20 protein-coding genes and 1 pseudogene are annotated in these 18,255 nt (G+C 44.1%); 6 read left to right on the forward strand and 15 right to left on the reverse strand.

Translation table 11 applies throughout. The features are described 5' to 3' along the window. The first annotated feature begins 65 nt into the window (after positions 1 to 65). The 3 genes from ABVF09_RS08345 to ABVF09_RS08355 all read left to right on the forward strand — a co-directional run bounded on the left by ABVF09_RS08345 (position 66) and on the right by ABVF09_RS08355 (position 2,465). On the forward strand, positions 66 to 740 hold the full coding sequence (locus tag ABVF09_RS08345) for an HAD family hydrolase (RefSeq protein ID WP_026772116.1): 675 nt from the start codon (positions 66 to 68) through the stop codon (positions 738 to 740). Positions 741 to 768: 28 nt separating this feature from the next. Continuing rightward, complete coding sequence (locus ABVF09_RS08350) at positions 769 to 1,254, forward strand: HIT family protein (protein ID WP_153462861.1); 486 nt, start codon at positions 769 to 771, stop codon at positions 1,252 to 1,254. Between the two features lie 140 nt (positions 1,255 to 1,394). Then, positions 1,395 to 2,465, forward strand: a complete 1,071-nt coding sequence (locus tag ABVF09_RS08355) for a GGDEF domain-containing protein (RefSeq protein ID WP_371069094.1) — start codon at positions 1,395 to 1,397, stop codon at positions 2,463 to 2,465. Positions 2,466 to 2,484: 19 nt separating this feature from the next. Here the strand turns inward: ABVF09_RS08355 and ABVF09_RS08360 are convergent. Further along, positions 2,485 to 2,685: pseudogene (locus ABVF09_RS08360) on the reverse strand (nucleotidyltransferase family protein); the annotation flags it as partial. Between the two features lie 164 nt (positions 2,686 to 2,849). On the opposite strand from ABVF09_RS08360, the gene ABVF09_RS08365 reads away from it, so the two are divergent. Beyond that, positions 2,850 to 3,149, forward strand: a complete 300-nt coding sequence (locus ABVF09_RS08365) for a nucleotidyltransferase substrate binding protein (protein WP_371068971.1) — start codon at positions 2,850 to 2,852, stop codon at positions 3,147 to 3,149. 176 nt (positions 3,150 to 3,325) lie between these two features. On the opposite strand, the gene ABVF09_RS08370 is transcribed toward ABVF09_RS08365, so the two are convergent. From ABVF09_RS08370 to ABVF09_RS08430, 13 genes are all read right to left on the reverse strand, one after another. After that, positions 3,326 to 3,883: a GNAT family N-acetyltransferase gene (locus ABVF09_RS08370; RefSeq protein WP_153462865.1), complete on the reverse strand. Its 558-nt coding sequence runs from the start codon at positions 3,881 to 3,883 to the stop codon at positions 3,326 to 3,328. A 27-nt stretch (positions 3,884 to 3,910) separates the two neighbouring features. Beyond that, entirely contained in the window at positions 3,911 to 4,375 is a 465-nt protein-coding gene (locus ABVF09_RS08375; protein ID WP_371068972.1) for an SgcJ/EcaC family oxidoreductase, read from the reverse strand. 248 nt (positions 4,376 to 4,623) lie between these two features. Continuing rightward, positions 4,624 to 6,126: an MDR family MFS transporter gene (locus ABVF09_RS08380; protein WP_026572008.1), complete on the reverse strand. Its 1,503-nt coding sequence runs from the start codon at positions 6,124 to 6,126 to the stop codon at positions 4,624 to 4,626. Between the two features lie 174 nt (positions 6,127 to 6,300). After that, complete coding sequence (locus tag ABVF09_RS08385) at positions 6,301 to 7,302, reverse strand: S66 family peptidase (protein ID WP_371068973.1); 1,002 nt, start codon at positions 7,300 to 7,302, stop codon at positions 6,301 to 6,303. Between the two features lie 224 nt (positions 7,303 to 7,526). Continuing rightward, positions 7,527 to 8,027 carry an NUDIX hydrolase gene (locus tag ABVF09_RS08390; RefSeq protein WP_371068974.1) on the reverse strand — a complete coding sequence of 167 codons (501 nt, stop codon included), beginning with the start codon at positions 8,025 to 8,027 and terminating at the stop codon, positions 7,527 to 7,529. A 13-nt stretch (positions 8,028 to 8,040) separates the two neighbouring features. After that, positions 8,041 to 8,583: a DUF1572 family protein gene (locus ABVF09_RS08395; RefSeq protein WP_371068975.1), complete on the reverse strand. Its 543-nt coding sequence runs from the start codon at positions 8,581 to 8,583 to the stop codon at positions 8,041 to 8,043. Positions 8,584 to 9,087: 504 nt separating this feature from the next. Continuing rightward, on the reverse strand, positions 9,088 to 9,378 hold the full coding sequence (locus tag ABVF09_RS08400; RefSeq protein WP_026772123.1) for a hypothetical protein: 291 nt from the start codon (positions 9,376 to 9,378) through the stop codon (positions 9,088 to 9,090). Beyond that, on the reverse strand, positions 9,371 to 9,673 hold the full coding sequence (locus ABVF09_RS08405) for a hypothetical protein (protein ID WP_026572012.1): 303 nt from the start codon (positions 9,671 to 9,673) through the stop codon (positions 9,371 to 9,373). The genes ABVF09_RS08400 and ABVF09_RS08405 overlap by 8 nt, the downstream gene beginning before the upstream one ends. A 20-nt stretch (positions 9,674 to 9,693) precedes the next feature. Then, positions 9,694 to 10,311, reverse strand: coding sequence for a DedA family protein (locus tag ABVF09_RS08410; protein WP_371068976.1), 618 nt, complete (start codon positions 10,309 to 10,311; stop codon positions 9,694 to 9,696). A gap of 37 nt (positions 10,312 to 10,348) precedes the next feature. Further along, entirely contained in the window at positions 10,349 to 10,561 is a 213-nt protein-coding gene (locus tag ABVF09_RS08415; protein WP_026572014.1) for a hypothetical protein, read from the reverse strand. 155 nt (positions 10,562 to 10,716) lie between these two features. Continuing rightward, positions 10,717 to 11,226, reverse strand: a complete 510-nt coding sequence (locus tag ABVF09_RS08420) for a DoxX family protein (RefSeq protein WP_026572015.1) — start codon at positions 11,224 to 11,226, stop codon at positions 10,717 to 10,719. A 224-nt stretch (positions 11,227 to 11,450) separates the two neighbouring features. After that, on the reverse strand, positions 11,451 to 11,870 hold the full coding sequence (locus ABVF09_RS08425) for a general stress protein (protein ID WP_371068977.1): 420 nt from the start codon (positions 11,868 to 11,870) through the stop codon (positions 11,451 to 11,453). A 17-nt stretch (positions 11,871 to 11,887) separates the two neighbouring features. Then, entirely contained in the window at positions 11,888 to 12,301 is a 414-nt protein-coding gene (locus tag ABVF09_RS08430; protein WP_153462877.1) for a VOC family protein, read from the reverse strand. Between the two features lie 153 nt (positions 12,302 to 12,454). Here ABVF09_RS08430 and ABVF09_RS08435 point away from each other — a divergent pair, with 153 nt between their 5' ends. Further along, on the forward strand, positions 12,455 to 13,372 hold the full coding sequence (locus ABVF09_RS08435; RefSeq protein ID WP_371068978.1) for an aldo/keto reductase: 918 nt from the start codon (positions 12,455 to 12,457) through the stop codon (positions 13,370 to 13,372). 527 nt (positions 13,373 to 13,899) lie between these two features. Here the strand turns inward: ABVF09_RS08435 and ABVF09_RS08440 are convergent. Continuing rightward, complete coding sequence (locus tag ABVF09_RS08440; RefSeq protein WP_153462881.1) at positions 13,900 to 15,201, reverse strand: NCS2 family permease; 1,302 nt, start codon at positions 15,199 to 15,201, stop codon at positions 13,900 to 13,902. Between the two features lie 522 nt (positions 15,202 to 15,723). On the opposite strand from ABVF09_RS08440, the gene ABVF09_RS08445 reads away from it, so the two are divergent. Next, positions 15,724 to 18,039 carry a glycoside hydrolase family 65 protein gene (locus ABVF09_RS08445; RefSeq protein ID WP_371068979.1) on the forward strand — a complete coding sequence of 772 codons (2,316 nt, stop codon included), beginning with the start codon at positions 15,724 to 15,726 and terminating at the stop codon, positions 18,037 to 18,039. Positions 18,040 to 18,255 lie beyond the last annotated feature (216 nt).

Consider the following 18,255-nt stretch of genomic DNA (forward strand, 5'->3'; position numbering starts at 1 on the left):
TTGGGGTCAGTCCCTCTGTGAGGAGATGAACATGTTATAATGGTGGGAGTGAGGAGGGGGAATTGTTGGTGAAACATGTTATTTTCGATATGGATGGGACGCTTTTTCAAACGGACAGGATTCTAGAATTATCGTTGGCGGAAACATTTCAGGATTTACGGAGCAAGGGATTATGGAGCGGGAAAACGCCGCTTGAGGAGTATCGCAGCATTATGGGGGTACCACTCCCTGAAGTATGGAGGACTTTATTGCCGAACCACCCTGAACCTATCAGGGAACAAACAGATGCCTTTTTTCTCAGTCAGCTGATAAGCAATATCAGAGATGGCAAGGGTGCTTTATATCCAGGTGTAGTAGAAGTTTTTCAACATTTGGCAGGAAACGGGTTCAGTATATACATAGCGAGCAACGGCTTGATAGATTATTTAAGCGCCATCGTCGAATATTATCAGCTCGACCGATGGGTAAAGGAAACGTTCAGTATTCAACAAATCGACTCGTTGAATAAGGGGGACCTAGTCAAACAGATCGTCGATAAATATGGGATAGAAGAGGGGATAGTGATTGGTGACAGGCTGTCCGATATTAAAGCTGCCAAGCAAAACGGATTGGTGTCGGTCGGTTGTCACTTCGATTTTGCTCGTGAAGAGGAACTGGCACAAGCCGATGTTGTCATTGATGTGCTGTCAGAACTGACCACACTCATTCCTGCATTGGGTAAGCAGCCGGAATCGATCTAATACAGTTCTTTAAAGAGGGGAACGGGAAATGCGAACCATTACGTTATCGAACGGAAAGACAGTCGAGGTCGAATGTCTCAGCTGCGCCTTGACCAGTGGAGCCATAAGACCTGATGGAGGCGTAATAGTAGAGACAGCATTTTTTCATGCGCATCAGGATGTTGCCTATCCAATCAAGGGACTGGTCATTCTGGCTTCCAAGCGTCATATCAAGGGCCTGGATGAGTTGACGGAAGAAGAGCGATTGGATTATATCCATCTGCTGGCAAGGATACGCAAAGCACAGAGAGACATACTCGGAATCGACTATGTATATTACTTTTACAACGAGGACACCACCCATCATTTCCATACTTGGATGGTGCCGCGTTATCCGTGGATGGAAGCTTTCGGACGATCTGTGGAGTCGGTCAGACCGGTGTTGCTTCATGCCCGTAATAAGCGGAATAGCGAAAAGGAACGTGCAGAAGCCATGGAGGCGATTGAAGCTTTGAAAAATGAATTGAATGGCTAAACCGGGAAATCAATTGGTATCTTTAAGGGGACTGACCCCAAACCCGATTGGGGTCAGTCCCCTCTGTGAAATTATTAACATTCTTGTTTCTATTTGGATTATTGTATGCTATTTTTACATAGGTGATGAAAGTGATAATTATGAAGGAACTACTCTCAAACTTGGCGATTTTGTCTTCTTTGTTGATTCTTTATACACAGATGACTAGTGCATCGCCGCTAAGCCGGGGCTCCAGTTGGAGAAGGAAAATCACTATTGGTCTATTTGGTGGATTACTGAGTAACATTTTGATGCAGTACAGCATGAATATCGGCAACACGATTATCGATTTGCGTCATATCCCCATTATTATAATGGCTTACTATGGAGGCTATTTGCCCACGTTGTCGGCAGGTGTGCTGATTATCTTTGGGCGTTTTCTCTTCGGATTCAATACATCCTCATTCGCGGCCATTCTTCTGGTGACGCTCATTTCTGCTGCCGCTTTGCTGATTTCCCGCAGGCAATTTTCAAAAAAGAAAAAGATATTTTGGATGGTCACTATTTCAAATCTTGTATTTACTGGCCTTGTCTTATATCTGTTAAATGATAAGAAACTGCTGCTCTTTTTGGTGCCAATCTATTGGGGGATTTCTTATTTAGCGGGTTTCATTTCATTTTCCGTCGTTGAATATGCAAGAAGGAGCCAGGAATTGTTCAGTCGATACAAGGCAGAATCGGCAACCGACGGATTGACAGGGCTGAATAACTTCCGGAAGTTCGATGAGACCTTCAATCAGTTATTGTTTAACCAGGAAAGAATGAGTGAGAAGCTTTCACTCTTATATATCGACATTGACTATTTCAAAAAAATAAATGACAGGTATGGTCATGGGGAAGGGGATGTCGTGTTAAAAGAGCTGGGAAATATTCTGAAAAGCTCCACAAGATCGTTTGATATCGTCAGCCGGAATGGAGGGGAAGAGTTCACCGTGATTTTACGGGACTGCGGACTCAATCAGGCAATTGAATTAAGTGAACTGATCCGGAAAAATGTAGAGGAATTCACTTTCATTTTAAACTCCGGCCATCAAATGAATATCACCGTATCTATCGGGATTGCCAGTTTTGACGACACGACAAGAAATGCCGCCGATTTGATCGATGATGCGGACAAAGCGCTTTATCAAGCAAAAAGAACCGGCCGCAATCGAGTCTGCGTATCTCAATAAGAGGGACAGTCCCCAATTGCTCCAGGGGACTGTCCCCATTCCGTCCAGAGGATAGTGTGATATTAGGATGCTCGGCGTCAATAGCGATATCAATATCAGAACTTTGCTTTTGCTGCATTCTTGCCCATGATCCAAATAAATATACTGTCACACCATGATGTGGCATCGTCTTTTCCAAAATACGCTTGAGTTCATTCAACGTTCGTTCGTGTGAGTTCATTTACATCACACCCTTACCCTTTTTCCTTTAGTATCCCCAGCTCTTAAGCAAAGATTGCTGGCTGCTCTTGAAAATAGTAAGATTCCTTATCATACAGATGTTGTTGAGTTAGCGGAAGCCAATGACTCTTTAAGGCAAAAGATCCTTCAAGAGGGGGTTATCTTATGGAAAGAATCCAACAGCGATTTCAAGCAGCAGCGAATGCTTTGAAGGCATTTAAAAAGCTGGTGATGATAGAAAATCCGGATGATATTGAGCGTGATGCGGCAATCCAACGCTTTGAATTCACTTTTGAAGCATGTTGGAAAGCAGCAAAGGATTATTTGTTTATTGTAGAGGGACTAGATTGTGGTTCTCCTAAGAGTGTGATTCGCAGTTCCAGGGAAGTAGGTTTGTTCAATGAAGATGAGGCAATCGCTGCTCTCTCCATGGTAGATGATCGAAATCTTATAGTTCACACTTAAAATGAAGAAGTTGCCATAAAAATCTATAAAAATTTAAACCACCACTATTTCCTACTCGATAGCTGGTTATCCAGAATGGTGGAGAAAACCGAATAGCCGGATTATTGCAAAACACGCTTGACCTAATCAAGCGTGTTTTCTGCATGTTTCCAAATCTATTCGCATTTATATGGCTGTCAGGTTTGCTTTTTTTGCCATTCACTTCGCAACATCCCCATTTTAATGGCATCATAATACTTACCGTCTACTATTCTTGCGTCTCTAATACGTGCTTCTTCTTTCATTCCGATTTTTTCTGCCACTTTGATCATACGAACATTTCCTGACCAGGTGGACATGCCGAGTCTGTGCAAATCGGTTTGTTGGAAGAGGAAGTCAATCCATCGCTTATAGGCTTCGCTTCCGTAGCCGCCGTTCCAGAAATTTTTATCGTATATGACAATCCCGGTTTCCAACCAATTCGTGTTTTTGTCAACCCAATAGGCACCTACGTATCCAATCAACTTATTTTCGACGTAAAGGATCAATGAGGCAGGAACGCCAGGGGCAATAGGTTCTTCCCGTCGCCAGCTTACTTCGTATTCTTGTTTACTGACTCTTTCTTCGGGAATGTACGGGCCATTCCATTTTTTCGCAGCCTGTTCCGGTTCTTCATACTTCCAGTAATAAAGTTCATCGATTGCTTGTTGATCGGGTTCTTTAAGGATGATTTTGTCCCCGACTATTTTTACCATAAGAAACACACCCTTCTGTATAAGAGCTTAGAGTAATTCGTTCAATTCACTCGTCATCCGTTCAACAAGCTCTGGCCGACCATGAAACTGGGCAGGGGTATTTTGAAAGAGTGCAATTTTCCAAGTATCCCCCTTTTTAATTGTGACCAGTGTGTGATGTGTGTTGAGATCCGGATTGATGGTTTGCTGACCAGGTGAAATCATACCGGCGATTGCTCTTAGTATCGCCGAGTTATCAGCAAGAAATTGGACAGATTTCACTTTGCAAACAAAAGGAGGTGTTGGATGGTCTCTAAAAATAGGGTTTAAGTGATCAAAGATTTCTTGCGAGCCTTTGGCAAGGCTTCCATCAAATCCGATTAATTCACCAAACTCATTAAATAACCCAGCCATCTCTGAAGCATTCCTCTCATTCCAGGCAGTGATCAGTTGATTATATATTGCTTCTATTACCGTTTGTTTTTCGTAACCTATACTAATACCTCCAATCAATTCAGGTTCATTCTCCCATAAATAATCCCTCAAGTCATGTATTGTCGCATAGAGAGAGTATAGAGGGGGGGGACTGACCCCAAACAGGGCCGGGGCCAGTCCCTAGATCGGGTTCAAAGCTGGTTGGAACCAATGGAAATCCCGATAGGATGGGCTTTTCCGATTGTAGGGACAGTCCCCGATGCCAGCCAAGGTGTGTCCCCATACGTGAATGGGGACTGACCCCTTATTCGACCCCTTATTCGACTTTATTTCCGCTCTATCTTGGGGAAGAAGAGGGTCAGGGCGAAGGTGATGAGTCCGATGGCAAATAGGCCGATATAGACGGCATGCAATGCTGTAGACAGGAAGTCCTGCAGCTGTTCCAGGGCGTTTTCGGGCAGGCGGCTGCGCATGGTTTCGTCCAGCAGCGCATTGGTAGAACTGCTATCGATGACGTCGGAGCCACCTCCGCCACTGTCCTGCATCAATTGATTCATCCGCAAGTTGAGCACGCCGCCGAGGACAGCGGCGCCGAGCGCGCTGCCGATGATACGCATGAACATATTCAAGGACGTGGCCACGCCGCGGGTTTTCCAGTCGACACTGCTTTGAATCGCTACAATAAAGGTTGTGCTGGACAATCCCATTCCGACGCCTACCACAAACGAACTTATCCCTGCATAGACAGGTCCTTTCCCAGGATCCAGGAATACAAACAGCAACCCGCCGATTCCCAGAGCGGTTCCTCCCAAAATCGCGGTCGGCCTGAAGCCGATTTTCAACACCAAATGGCCGGCAATGGTTGCCGAAATCGGCCAGCCAATCGACATGGTGCACAAAGTAAAGCCGGCGACAATGGCGGAATATCCCATCACTGCTTGTACATAGGTCGGCAGAAAACTGGACAACCCGATCATCATCATTCCGGATGTCAAAGTTGCCAGGTTGGCGATAGTGATCAATTTGTCATTCCAGATTCCCAGCGGCATCATAGGGGCTGTGGCTTTTTTCTCCTGCCATATAAACAAAACGGCCCCAATAATAAATACAGTTATCAATACCAGTACCTGAGGCGAAGTCCAAGCCCAGGCAGCCCCGCCTTGAACGAGCACGACGATCAAAGCAGAAATGGCAAGGAAAAACAAACTCGAGCCAATATAGTCGATCGATTTCTTTTCTTTGGTAACATCTTCATGGAAAAACAAAATGACACCGATCATCCCGATAATTCCCAGCGGGATATTCATCCAAAAAATCCAAGCCCAGTCTGAATAACGGACAATAAACCCGCCGAGCAGTGGTCCGACTACAGAAGAAATTCCCCAAACACTGGCCAAGTAGCCCTGGATTTTGGAGCGTTCTTCGACTGTGTACATATCGCCGACGATGGTGGTGACGATTGGCTGCACCGCTCCAGCTCCAAGTCCTTGTACAACCCGGAATACAACCAGCATCGTCATTGTCGTAGCCAGTCCGCATAATAGGGAACCGGCCAAAAATATGATAACGCCTATTAGGAATATGGGTTTCCTGCCGAACAAGTCTGATAGTTTTCCATAGATAAGCGTAGTGACTGCCTGCATTAACAGAAAAGAAGAGAAAACCCAACTGTAAACTGAAAAACCGCCAAGATCTCCGACGATGTCGGGCATCGCCGTAGCAACAATGGTGCCTTCAATGGCTGCCATAAACATCGAAATCACCAATGCAGCCAGTACAAGCGGCCGTTTGGTTTTATTTGCGGTGGCGGTCTGTGTGAATTCCGACATAATCAAAGCCTTCCTTCGCATTTATTTCTACTATTTTAATGTAATCGGATACCAGCATAATTGCAAAAAAGTACACTGCAACAGCTTGTAGTATAACTGTTGATTGCAAAACGAAACCCACTCCATCAAAGCGAGTGGGTTTCAGTTGTTAAAAGGTGGCAAACTATCCGCTTGTCAGCTCACGCCATTTTCCAAAAAGGTGATGTTCCCATGATCAGCATCCAACTCTGCCTGAATGCCGATGGGGAAGACGTGGGACGGAAAGGTATGCCCTACGTCCACATTTGTCAGGATAGGGATGTCCCTGTCACCGATCACTTCGAGCAACAATTCATCTAAGGTAAAAGGTGCGTTCAAGTCATCGAACTGTTCGTGTTTTCCAACAATCAAACCACTGATCTTATCAAATATCCCGGATACTTTCAGCATGCTGAACAGTCTTTCTTCGACTGCCATGTCTTTAAAAGAATCTTCGATAAAAAGGATGGAGTCGGTTAAGTCAGGGAAATATTCGGTATTCAGGAAGCCTGACATGGTATTTAAATTGCCGCCGATCAATTTTCCGGTGGTCTTGCCTTCCCGCAAACAATTCCATCCCTCATTTATGTACATTTTTTTAGCCCGATTTTGTGTATGCCAATCGAGCATTTCGTCAGTCCATTTTTCCGGGATCTCAAGCGTATAAGGAGCATTTTTTTGTTTGGTGACCACATGTTGAAAAAATTCCAATCCTTTTGGCAGCATTTCAGGGAATTCTCCGAACGAAGGGATAATCGCAGGCCCGTAAAACGTCGCAAGTCCTGTTTTGGCATAAAGACTTAACAGCAATGCAGTTACATCGCTATATCCCATCACGATTTTCGGATTATTTTTCACCACTTCGTAATCGATATAAGGCAATAAAGAGTTCGAGTTGGTACCGCCTATCGTACTAATGATTGCTTTAATCTCTTCATCATAAAAGAATGCATTGATTTCTTCGGCTCTATCTTTTATACTTCCAGATCGATAAGCCTGCTGTCGGGTGGAACACTTTCCTTCTACTACCTGGTAACCAAGGTTTCGTAACTGTTCCAGTCCTCTTTGGTAACGTTGTTTGAATTTAACAGGTGCAGGGGCAGAGGGGGTAATGATGCCGATTTTGTCTCCCCCGCTTATCTTCCTTGGTTTGATCACGATGATGTCTCCTTTTGGTTGAAAATTTCATTTTGTAAATGATGATAGGTAACACGGAGAATGTTAGAACGATTTTAGTCAAGTTCAAAGAAAGAGAATCGCACTGACAAGTCAATGGCTATATGAGAGAAGGGTGGGTCAAATGGACGGACCATCCAACACCACTATAAAGAGCGTGGCAGAGATCGTCATAACAGCTGTGAAATTGAATGAGAAGCGCTACATTATTCTCTTTCTTTTTCCTGATTATTTCCCCGGAAATTGTCAAAGATTAGTTTATGCTCGGGGGCAGCCGGTAATTCTAGCAGAGAGCTTTTAAGAAACTTCGGAACCAGCGTCTTATTTTCCAGGTCATCCAGGGAAACCCATTGATAGATTAATCGTCCGCCTTCTTCTCCGTAAAATGCATCTGTAGTCGCCTCGATTGCTTTGGCAGTGGAAGCAAGGTAATACATCCCGATTTCATGGTAATTCCGATTATTATATTCGAAAAAATTCTCTGTTATCCAGAGCAGACGATGTACGTCAATACTCCAGCCCAGCTCTTCCATTATTTCTCTTTTGACGGTCGTTTGCGAATCCTCTAGAATTGCCACTCTGCCGCCTGGAAGTGCCCAATGACTTTCGTGAACTTGCTTGTGCAGTAATACATGATCGTTTTTCGTCAATACCGCGGCAGCTCTATAGTTGAATACTGCACCATCGACAGGAAAGGTAGCATCCATTTTATCCCCCGTTTCAGTCTTTCTTTTTTTGTTGATCAAGCATTTGCTCCAAGAATTCCTGTGATTTTCCTTTTGGGATACTGAGCGTTTCCCATTCTGAATCTTTCACTTGCTTGCCTATATAGACGAGTTGACCGACGTGCGAAGCATAGTGCACCAGTTGTCGCTCAATGGCATCGATAACCAAGTGGCCTTCTCCACGGATATAGACCGTTTTCAATAAATCGGACTCCGTTAAGTCATTCAAAGCAGCAAATAATTTTTGCCATCCGTGCTCCCACACCTCCAACAGCTCAGCTTTCGATGAAATGGTATCTTCAAATTCTCCGTCACGATTTCGATCGAGTTTTTCTCCGTCGGAATTCATAAAATCCGTCCACCGTGAGACCATGTTGCCACTCAGATGTTTGACGATAATGGCGGCACTGTTGGATTCTGCGTTGTAGACCCAGTAAATGTCCCGCTCCGATAATTGCTTGATCGTTTTTTCTCCGAGACTTTTAACGCTCTTAAATCGTTGAATAACAATGTTCAAGTACTCATTTCCCAGATTCACAGGATTTCCTCCTTTTTCTTTTCCCTTTTAAATACCATTATCCACCAATAGACGAGATAAAGATAGCCAATCACCCATAAATAATCCACTATCGCACCTTCCTGGAAAAGCCATAGGAGATATTCCCATGCACCTGGACCGCGACCACTTTGAACGTGATTCTCCAATACTTTTACTAAAATGCAGACGCCGATCGCAATGTGGGATCTTTTGGTATTTTTGTTTGTTTAGTAAAAGACTGATTACTGCTGCAGGAAGCGTCAGCCAGGATAAATATATCATTAAAACGATGCGAATAAGCAGTGCGAGAATATAAGAGTAACTTAATAGAGTGTCAAGGTCTATAAAAACAAAGGCTAGAAAAAGGGGGCGGCTGCAAAAATGCCAAGCCAGAACAAGCATCCCCATTTGAATTTTTGTTTCACCCGATTGGTCTCAGTTATTAATGGATCCTCGTTAGCCATCAACCGTCATACTTCCTTTCGTTCTAAAAAATAGCAATCCTTAGAAAAAGCTGACGACCATGATCACAAACGATATAAGAAACGTCAAAATAACCAAACAAACGATAATAGGGGCGATAAATTTCAAATAGCCGGGTTCTTTTTTTCTAAACCCGACAAAACTGAAAATCAGACTGAGAATCCCGGTGATAATTGCGGTGGAAAATAATACTTGGATCAGGACGACCAACATACCTTCGGGCTGTTCAGGGGCTATGGCATACGACGCAAAAATAGCTGTTGCACCAATGGCGGCCAGAATCGCAGACCATTTACTATAGGGTTTATTCATGTATAGAATCCTTTCGTGAATTTGCTTCTTTCTTCTTAAGAATCCCCGCTATTAAAACAAAAAGGCCAATCAGAAAAAACAATGGGAATAGATAGAACATGATCATTGCGGCCCAGCCACTTTTTACGAGTACTGCATACGTCAATCCCAATCCGAAAGCTAACGATGGGGAAATCACCAGCATGATCGTAAATCCCCAAATCTTGTATTTCATCTTTTTCGGTTTGCCTTCACTAAATTGATAAGCGATGGCAGCTGCCAGTAGGGCGATAAGATAACCTGTAAAAATTGCCATTCGAATGTTACCTCCTTTATTCACTTTCCATGGCTCCGTCGTCTCTTACGGAAGAAGAGAATAGCCAGCAGGATAACCAGGACAATCAGTACTAGATAAACAACACGGGCGTAGGCCTCCATCGAGTGTGCGATTTCTTGCCAAGAAGCTCCGAGGGACGCCCCGACATATACCAGTACGACATTCCAAATCAACGTGCCTGCGGTTGTAAGCAGTAAAAATACTGTTACATTCATATTGGACATGCCAGCCGGTATGGAAATCAGACTCCTTACCAGCGGAACAAAGCGGCAAAAGAAAACGGTCCAAGGTCCGTATTTATCAAACCATGAATCTGCTTTATGCAAATCGGATGTTTTCAGACGGAGAAGGTGCCCCCACCGATTTACTATCTTTTCTAAACTGGAAACGTCTAGCTGGAGGCCGATTATGTAAAGAACGATCGCTCCAAGGACAGAGCCTGCTGTGGCGGAGAGGACGACACCTGTTTTGGTTAAGTCGGAAGTGGTCGTCAAAAATCCGCCAAAAGAAAGAATTACTTCTGAAGGAATAGGGGGAAAAATGTTTTCACATGCAATTAAAAACATAATTCCCATGTACCCAAATTTATCTACAATATCTATAAGCCAGCTCTCCATACGTATCTCCTTATCTATCAGAAAACGACAAGTATGATCACTCCTGTTTTCCCATCTTTATATTTTTTGCTTTATAGGAGGAGACAAATGTAATGGTTGCCCCTAGTATAATTCCTATGCAAGCAAAGTAAGAAAAACCCCATACAGGTCCTTGTCCGAATCCACTGATTGAACGATCTGCTAGCAGTGACAACAGTACAATGATAAAACCGAACCATTGTATCGCTTTATAAACATTTTCCTTCCGCACGATGGACCGTCCCCTTTTGTAAATTGGAATTTCGAGCTATTGATCCGATTTTAACATAAAATTACAATTAATTTTCATGGAGGAAAGAAAAACCCCATAAAAAGAGACCAAATCACCTGGTGATTTGGTCTGATAGGATTGTTCGGTTCATTTATTTAGACTGTTGCGGTTTCTTTTTTCTGGTTTTTCTTGATTGGTGTATGGCTGCGCAGGTAAGGCATTGCCCATCTGTCCAAGCCATACTTGCCAGCATTGGCGCCTGCTACGATGACGAAGATGGCTAGCAAAATCATTTGGCCGTTGGTGCTTACGGTTCCGCTGAACAGGAATGCGAAGTTCATGACCATGCCCATCAAGGTCGCAAAGTTGGTCAACAATCCAAGAATCAAGGCGATACCGACTAATACTTCACCCCACATGACAAGGAAAGAGAAGAGATTAGCATTTGGCAGTGCGACATGTTCAAGGAATGTCGCCCACCATCCTTGGACAGCTGGATGTTCACCTGTTGCAGAAGCGATGGCCCCTTGCAGGAATCCACTGGCGTCGAACCCGCCGCCTGTCAGTTTTTCGATCCCTGCGTGAATGAATTGGTATCCAAGGTAAATCCGGATGACAGCTAACAGACCAGCGACAATATTGTTTTTCCTCAATAGTTCTAACATAGTAGAACACTCCTTTTGTTTAATAAGATAAGGGCTGTAAACTTTGTTCAACATTTCACATTACTTTGTACAAGATCTTGTGTATTTCTTATTACACTTACATCTTATCATGATTTAGGAAGAAGAAAAGGTAATTGTGAATAATTTCACATTTTAGTCATAAAGTTATGGCGTAATTGTGAATATATTCACAATTGGTCATGAGAAGGAGGGAGAAGTCGTCTTTACTCCCTCTCTGAACCTTCATTCCTATTACTCTTATGATTAATATCAAACAAAGTAGGCTGGGTGGACGGATAAGAAGTACTATCTTTTAAATCGGGATCTTCGATATACACGAGCAGCTGTCCATCATTCAATCGATCAACATATAATTCTTTTTCTTCCGGGCTGATGTTCAATTTGTCCAGTACCTTTTCTTCGCCAGCTTTGTCCGAAAAAAGGGAAGCGAATTTTTCGCTAGTGGCTGTTTCAACGGTTTTGTATTGAACATTTGTAAGCTCGTTCAACATGCCGGCGTCTTCTTTATGTTGGGAAACAATCCAAATATGTCGTTCTGGTATTCCTTTAGCTTTGATCTCTTTTATCCTTTCAAAAGCAGAATCTTCTGAAGGGAATGCCTCCAGTTTGTTATAATCCTTCATGTGATACACTCCCTTTTTTAATCGTACCAAACCCAGTGCGGGGACGTTTTGCTGATTTCCATAAACTCTATCGGATTGCCGTCCGGATCCGAAACCCAGCATTGAAGGTTGTCGTCCTTTCCTCGTTTTGGCTCGCTGTCCAATTTGATTCCTTTACCTTTTAATTGGTTGGCTATTTTTTCGATATCCGTCACTTCCAGACATAAATGATGGAAGCCGATGTGGCTACTGTCCGCTTCTGCTTTGTTTTTGCCGCCATAAAACAGTTCGATAAATTGGCCTGTCCCGACTTTGACATATTCAATCCATGGATTTCCGTTATCATCCTGGATGCTGAATGCATGTTTGAATCCGAGCAAATCGCAATAAAATTCGAGTGATCGTTTCATATTTTCTACCGTAAAAGCCAAATGCCCGATTCCTTTGATCATGGCGCCCGCCTCCTGTCGTAGGTTTGTCGGTAAGCGTTTTCCCTTTTTATGAAGAAAATAACAACTCGCTTGGAAAAAAGTCGGAAGTATTCTTTGGGACTTCCAACTTGCATAATGATAGAATAAAAGAAATAGTGAAAAAGGGGTGGCGATGTGAAGAAAGTAAAACTGGGAACAAGTGATTTACATACAGGGGAAATTTCACTTGGCTGCATGCGGATGGACAAGCTGTCTAGTAATGAGGCTGCCAAGGTCATGGAAAATGCGGTGGAGCATGGAGTCGATTTGTTTGATCATGCCGATATCTACGGCGGCGGTAAATCGGAAGAGGTTTTTGCCAGTGCGTTAAAGGAGACATCCATCAATCGGGAGGACATCGTACTTCAGACGAAGTGCGGGATCAGGGACGGGTTTTTTGATTTTTCCAAGCAACATATCCTTGACTCGGTAGAGGGCAGTCTAAAACGATTGGATACAGATTATATTGATATTCTGCTGCTCCACCGGCCGGATACACTGATGGAGCCGGAAGAAGTGGCAGAGGCCTTTGCCAAACTGAAAGAAAGCGGTAAAGTACGCCATTTTGGAGTCAGCAACCAAAACCCGATGCAAATCGAGCTGTTGAAAAAATACCTGAAGGATGATTTGATCATCAACCAGCTGCAACTTAGTCTGATGTTTACGCCAATGATTGATGCCGGACTCAACGTCAACATGCAGCACGACCCGGCGGTTGTCAGGGATAGCGGTATTTTGGATTACAGCCGGTTACATGACATGACCATCCAGGCATGGTCGCCGTTCCAGTATGGCATGTTCGAGGGAGTGTTTGTCGGCAATGACAAGTTCCCGGAACTGAACGCGAAGATGCAGGAGCTGGCCGAGAAAAAAGGGGTAACGGACTCTGCTATCGCAATTGCCTGGATTTTGCGTCATCCGGCCAAAATACAGCCGGTCGTCGGGACGATGAATGTAGAGCGTCTTGCAGGAATTGCCAGAGCTTCGGATGTCGAGCTGACCAGGGAAGAATGGTATGAGCTTTACCGGGCGGCAGGGAATAAACTGCCATAAAAACGAGCGTTAAATTCCGGATATAATATCAACAGGTTTTTTTTGGGGAAATTGATGAATTACATGGAAAATGTCGGGCCAAATCACATTAGATTTGGTCTTTTTTCTCCGTAAATCCCCATTATGAGGAGGTATTTCAGAGACTTGTTCAACTTCGTGGTGCTTTTATGGCAAGCGTCTTTAGTGGTTACCATTGTTACGTTCCTTTTTGGCATTTTAAAGAAATCGCTGGTTTCATTGTTGATTAGCTTCTTCTTCTCCATACCAATTGCCTGGTACTTTTTTGGAGCGGAAAACGGCTGGAGGCTAATAAGTTTCATACCTTTCTTTTTATTATTGTTCATAATTATATTTCGAAGAAGGAAGTGAGTAAACAAAAACGGGAACTTCTATAGAATTAGCTTGCTCTTGTACAAGGGGACGATTGAAATAGGCATGTCCGCAAAATCCAATAAAACCCCCTTCTGGTAGACGGAGGCAAACACCATTCCACCTGAAGAGGGATTTCATCTTTATAAAGCCTCGCATCAACTCATCACATGAAAGACAAAGTTAAACAAAAACAGGCCGGCGATGACATATAGAGCCAGGGAGACCTCCTTCGCTTTTCCGATGGCGATTTTCAAAATCGGATAAAGGATGAAGCCTACAGCGATTCCATCCGCAATACTGTAGGTGAATGGAATCATGGCGATGATGAAAAAGGCCGGGAAGCTTTCGCTTAAGTCTTCCACGTTCAAGTGACGGATATTTTCCAGCATCAATCCTCCGATAATCATCAAAATCGGGGCGATTGCGCTGTCGGGAATGAGCTTGATGACCGGAATGAAAAACGCCGACAGTAAAAACAGCGTCCCGGTTGTTACGGTGGTCAAGCCGGTTCTTCCGCCTGCTGCCATGCCTGCAGCTGTTTCCACGGTTGCGACCGTGGGACTGGTGCCGAACAATCCGGACAATGCTGCGGAAACGGAATTCGCCTGAAAAGCACGGGCAAACTTTTCCGGACGGTTGATGAAGTTCACATGCCCATGGGTGAGTCCGATATTTTCGAACACAAGCACCATGGTAATCAAAAACACGGCAATCCAAAAGGTCAACGATAAGATGTTCTCAAAGGACATTGCTCCGAAAACTTCCATGTATCCCCCGAATGAGAAAGCTGTTTCTCCAGCTGCTTCCACGTGGATCAGGCCGAACATCCATGCAATCAATGTGCCGGCAACTACCGTAATAAGGAAGTTCCCCGGAACGTTTCGGATGAACAGGATGATAGCGATCAAAAAGGTCAGGATCGTGGCAAGCACCTGGGGGTCACCCAGTTCGCCGAGCATGATAATTGAATTCGTTCCTTTTTCGACCAATCCGCCTTTTTCCAGTCCGATCAGCATCAAAAACAGTCCGAGTCCGACTGTGATTGCCTCCTTCAACGACTGGGGAATCGCTTCACTCAACGTTTTCGCAAACCTGGTGAATGCAATGAACATGAACAACAAACCGGAAATAAACACGACGGCCAAGGCTTCTTGCCAGGTGACGCCCATTGATTGAACGATGGTATAGGAAAACAAAGCGTTGATCCCCATACCAGGCACAAGCAAAATCGGCACGTTTGCATAAAAACCCATGATGAAACAGCCGGCGACAGAAGCGGCGATCGTTGCCAGAATGGCTGCTTCAAGCGGTATTCCCGCTTCCGATAAGATGAGGGAATTGACGGCAATGATATAGACAATCGCAAAAAAGCCGATCAATCCTGCCATTACTTCCCGTTTTACCGTTGTCTCATTCTGCTCAAGCTCAAAGAGTCGCTTAAACCAATTATGTTTCATGGCGGTCTATCCTATTAAATTAGCCCTCTCCCTACCCGCTCGTCCTGTTTGAAAACAGGGAGCCACAAGACAGCATTGTAACAGAATATCACCGTATTGCCAATGGCTCAGCCTGCCAGGAATAGGAAAACCTTGGGATTGGTCGTTTATTTTCAACCGCTGGTAGGTAGATGAATGCCTTCCCATCTTCTCCTCACATGTTATCTTTGATTGCGTTATCATATGCTGGCACCAAAGGGTTTGGGCAAAAACTTTCAGGTCGGAAAAATATGTCCATTAAATTTCGGAAATGGTATTGTCAGCCACCGGAACAGTGGAGTATAATAATCCTTCCGTGTAAATTGTAACTCTTAATTAACGCTTTTCGTATTTTTCAATCGTTTTAGAAAAAGCCGTGATAATTGTTATATACGAGGGGACAATCTCGTTTCCCCTCCATAAATTAATAATAGAGAGCATTTATTGCATAAACCTAACTGTCAATCCGGCTATGGCAATCTGTATGCAGGGGAGTTTGATACGATGACTTGGAAAATTTCCAGAAATTCGTTGGAGGAAAATAATTTGTTGTTGAATGAAAGTCTGTTTGCCCTTGGAAATGGTTATCTCGGAGTGAGAGGAAACTTCGAGGAAGGCTATACAGAAGACATTCGTTCCATTCGCGGCACTTATATAAATGCATTCCATGATGAAACGGAAATCAGCTATGGAGAAAAATTGCATGCTTTTCCAGATTCTCAGCAAAAGCTGGTCAATATCATCGATGCCCAAGATGTGAAAATCGAAATAGACGGCGAGCGGTTTTCTTTGTTTACCGGGAAGATACTCGGATACGCGCAGCATCTCCATTTTGATGAAGGTTTTTCCGAGCGGATCATTCATTGGGTTTCTCCAGAGGGAAAAGAAGTGAAACTCCATTTCCGGCGATTGATTTCTTTTGCCCTGAAAGAATTATTTTTGATGGATATCAAAGTAGAACCAGTCAGCGAAATCAAAGAGGTCAAGATTATTTCTTCGGTAAATGGCGATGTCTCCAATTATACCGATAAAGATGATCCGCGGGTTGCTTCTGGCCATGCAAAACGCACACTTGTCAAAGAAGCTGGCCAAAAAGGCGACTACAGCATTGTCCGTAGTCAAACAATGGTGACGAAGCTGGAGGTCGCATGTGTATCGAGGACGGTGGTAGAAGCAGCGACAGGTTACCAGTATGATAAAGAAATAGGCGAAAATGCCGTTGAAGAAACGTATAGTTGTGACGGCAGCAGCCCTATCCGGTTCACCAAGTTCAACCTATATACCGATACACTACGGCACAAGGAGAATTTGGTAGAGACAGGAATCGACCTCCTTGCGAAAATAAAAGGGGCCGTTTTTGAAGATTTCGTCGTCGAGCAAAAGGCCTATCTGGATAACTTTTGGAGCAATTCTGACGTAACGATTGCAGGGGATGAACAACTGCAGGAAGGAATCCGTTTCAATTTGTTCCAGCTGCTGCAATCGGTCGGGAAGGATCCGGTCAGCAACATTGCGGCAAAAGGACTTTCCGGTGAAGGATATGAAGGGCACTACTTCTGGGATACGGAAATCTATATGTTCCCAGTCTTTTTGATGACCAATCCCGATTTGGCCAAAAACCTGCTCATCCAGCGCCACTCTACTTTGGACAGTGCCAGGAAGCGCGCTAAAGAAATGGGGCACGACAAGGGAGCTTTATTCCCTTGGAGGACAATCACCGGGAGCGAGTCATCCGCGTTTTTCCCGGCAGGCACGGCCCAGTATCATATCAGCGCAGACATTGCTTACAGTTACATTCAATACTTTTTGGCGACGACGGATGTCGATTTTTTGAAGGATTATATGGCGGAAGTCTTGTTTGAAACAGCGCGGCTGTGGATGGAGACCGGCCATATGTATGAAGGACAGTTCCGCATCGACAATGTTACCGGTCCGGACGAATATACGTGCATCGTCAATAACAATTACTATACCAATGTCATGGCCAAGCACAATTTAACTTGGGCAGTCAAGGTGTATAAGTTGTTGGAAGAGGTGGACAGTGTCCTGCTCGGTGAATTAAAGGATGCTTTGTCCCTCGATGAACAAGAAGTAAACGAGTGGTCATTGGCAGGAGAAAACATGTATTTGCCTTACGATGAAAAGCTGGGCATCAATGCACAGGACGATACCTTTTTGCAAAAACGACGCTGGGATCTGCCGAGTACGCCGAAGGAGAAGTTTCCTTTATTGCTGAACTATCATCCATTGACCCTGTATCGTTATCAAGTATGCAAGCAGGCGGATACGGTTCTCGGTCATTTTCTCCTGGAGGATGAACAAAGCCTGGAGACCATTCGAAAGTCATACGATTACTATGAACAGGTGACCACCCATGACTCATCGTTGTCTTATTGCATTTTCAGCATCATGGCATCCAAGCTTGGATATCAGCAAAAGGCGTATGATTATTTCATGAAAACGGCGCGTCTAGATCTGGATAATATGCATGGCAATACGAAGGATGGACTGCATATGGCCAACATGGGCGGTACATGGATGGCGATCATATATGGTTTTGCCGGATTGCGGTTGAAAGAAACCGGATTGTCCTTTTCACCGGTCATTCCGGAAAAGTGGGACTCCGTGTCCTTCCATTTGCAATTCCAAAACAGGCAGCTCGCGATCACCATGGAAAAGGACGGCATTTCTTATTGGCTGAAATCCGGAGAAGCGCTGACTTTCCGCCATTTTGATCAGGACGTTACACTGCAAAGCGGACAGTCGGTCAAAATCAGTACAGACAGCGGAGAACCGGATAGGAACTTGGCAGTCGTATAATCATCATATAGGTTGAGCATAAACAGGAATGCGATCTTCGTGTTCCTGTTTTTTACATGTAGTCTGGAAAATTATGTTATACTAAAAGAGTAAATACACTAGGAAAGCAATGGGGAGAGTTGTAAAAAGTGACTCAGAAAGTTGATTGGTGTATATGTTAGGTGAATTAAGGATTCCTTTATTCATCGGCAGTTTAGGAATAATGTCTAGTCTCTT

It is taken from the genome of Sediminibacillus sp. JSM 1682029 (assembly GCF_041366435.1).
GTDB classification, from domain to species: domain Bacteria; phylum Bacillota; class Bacilli; order Bacillales; family Amphibacillaceae; genus Sediminibacillus; species Sediminibacillus terrae.

Coding starts and splice junctions, on each gene's coding strand:
- ABVF09_RS08390 (WP_371068974.1), bottom strand. CDS start 8,027: ATGGATGCTACCTTTCCTGTCGATGGTGCAGTATTCAACTATAGAGCT.
- ABVF09_RS08365 (WP_371068971.1), top strand. CDS start 2,850: ATGGAAAGAATCCAACAGCGATTTCAAGCAGCAGCGAATGCTTTGAAG.
- ABVF09_RS08440 (WP_153462881.1), bottom strand. CDS start 15,201: ATGAAACATAATTGGTTTAAGCGACTCTTTGAGCTTGAGCAGAATGAG.
- ABVF09_RS08380 (WP_026572008.1), bottom strand. CDS start 6,126: ATGTCGGAATTCACACAGACCGCCACCGCAAATAAAACCAAACGGCCG.
- ABVF09_RS08445 (WP_371068979.1), top strand. CDS start 15,724: ATGACTTGGAAAATTTCCAGAAATTCGTTGGAGGAAAATAATTTGTTG.
- ABVF09_RS08430 (WP_153462877.1), bottom strand. CDS start 12,301: ATGATCAAAGGAATCGGGCATTTGGCTTTTACGGTAGAAAATATGAAA.
- ABVF09_RS08400 (WP_026772123.1), bottom strand. CDS start 9,378: ATGAATAAACCCTATAGTAAATGGTCTGCGATTCTGGCCGCCATTGGT.
- ABVF09_RS08425 (WP_371068977.1), bottom strand. CDS start 11,870: ATGAAGGATTATAACAAACTGGAGGCATTCCCTTCAGAAGATTCTGCT.
- ABVF09_RS08370 (WP_153462865.1), bottom strand. CDS start 3,883: ATGGTAAAAATAGTCGGGGACAAAATCATCCTTAAAGAACCCGATCAA.
- ABVF09_RS08420 (WP_026572015.1), bottom strand. CDS start 11,226: ATGTTAGAACTATTGAGGAAAAACAATATTGTCGCTGGTCTGTTAGCT.
- ABVF09_RS08410 (WP_371068976.1), bottom strand. CDS start 10,311: ATGGAGAGCTGGCTTATAGATATTGTAGATAAATTTGGGTACATGGGA.
- ABVF09_RS08355 (WP_371069094.1), top strand. CDS start 1,395: ATGAAGGAACTACTCTCAAACTTGGCGATTTTGTCTTCTTTGTTGATT.
- ABVF09_RS08350 (WP_153462861.1), top strand. CDS start 769: ATGCGAACCATTACGTTATCGAACGGAAAGACAGTCGAGGTCGAATGT.
- ABVF09_RS08405 (WP_026572012.1), bottom strand. CDS start 9,673: ATGGCAATTTTTACAGGTTATCTTATCGCCCTACTGGCAGCTGCCATC.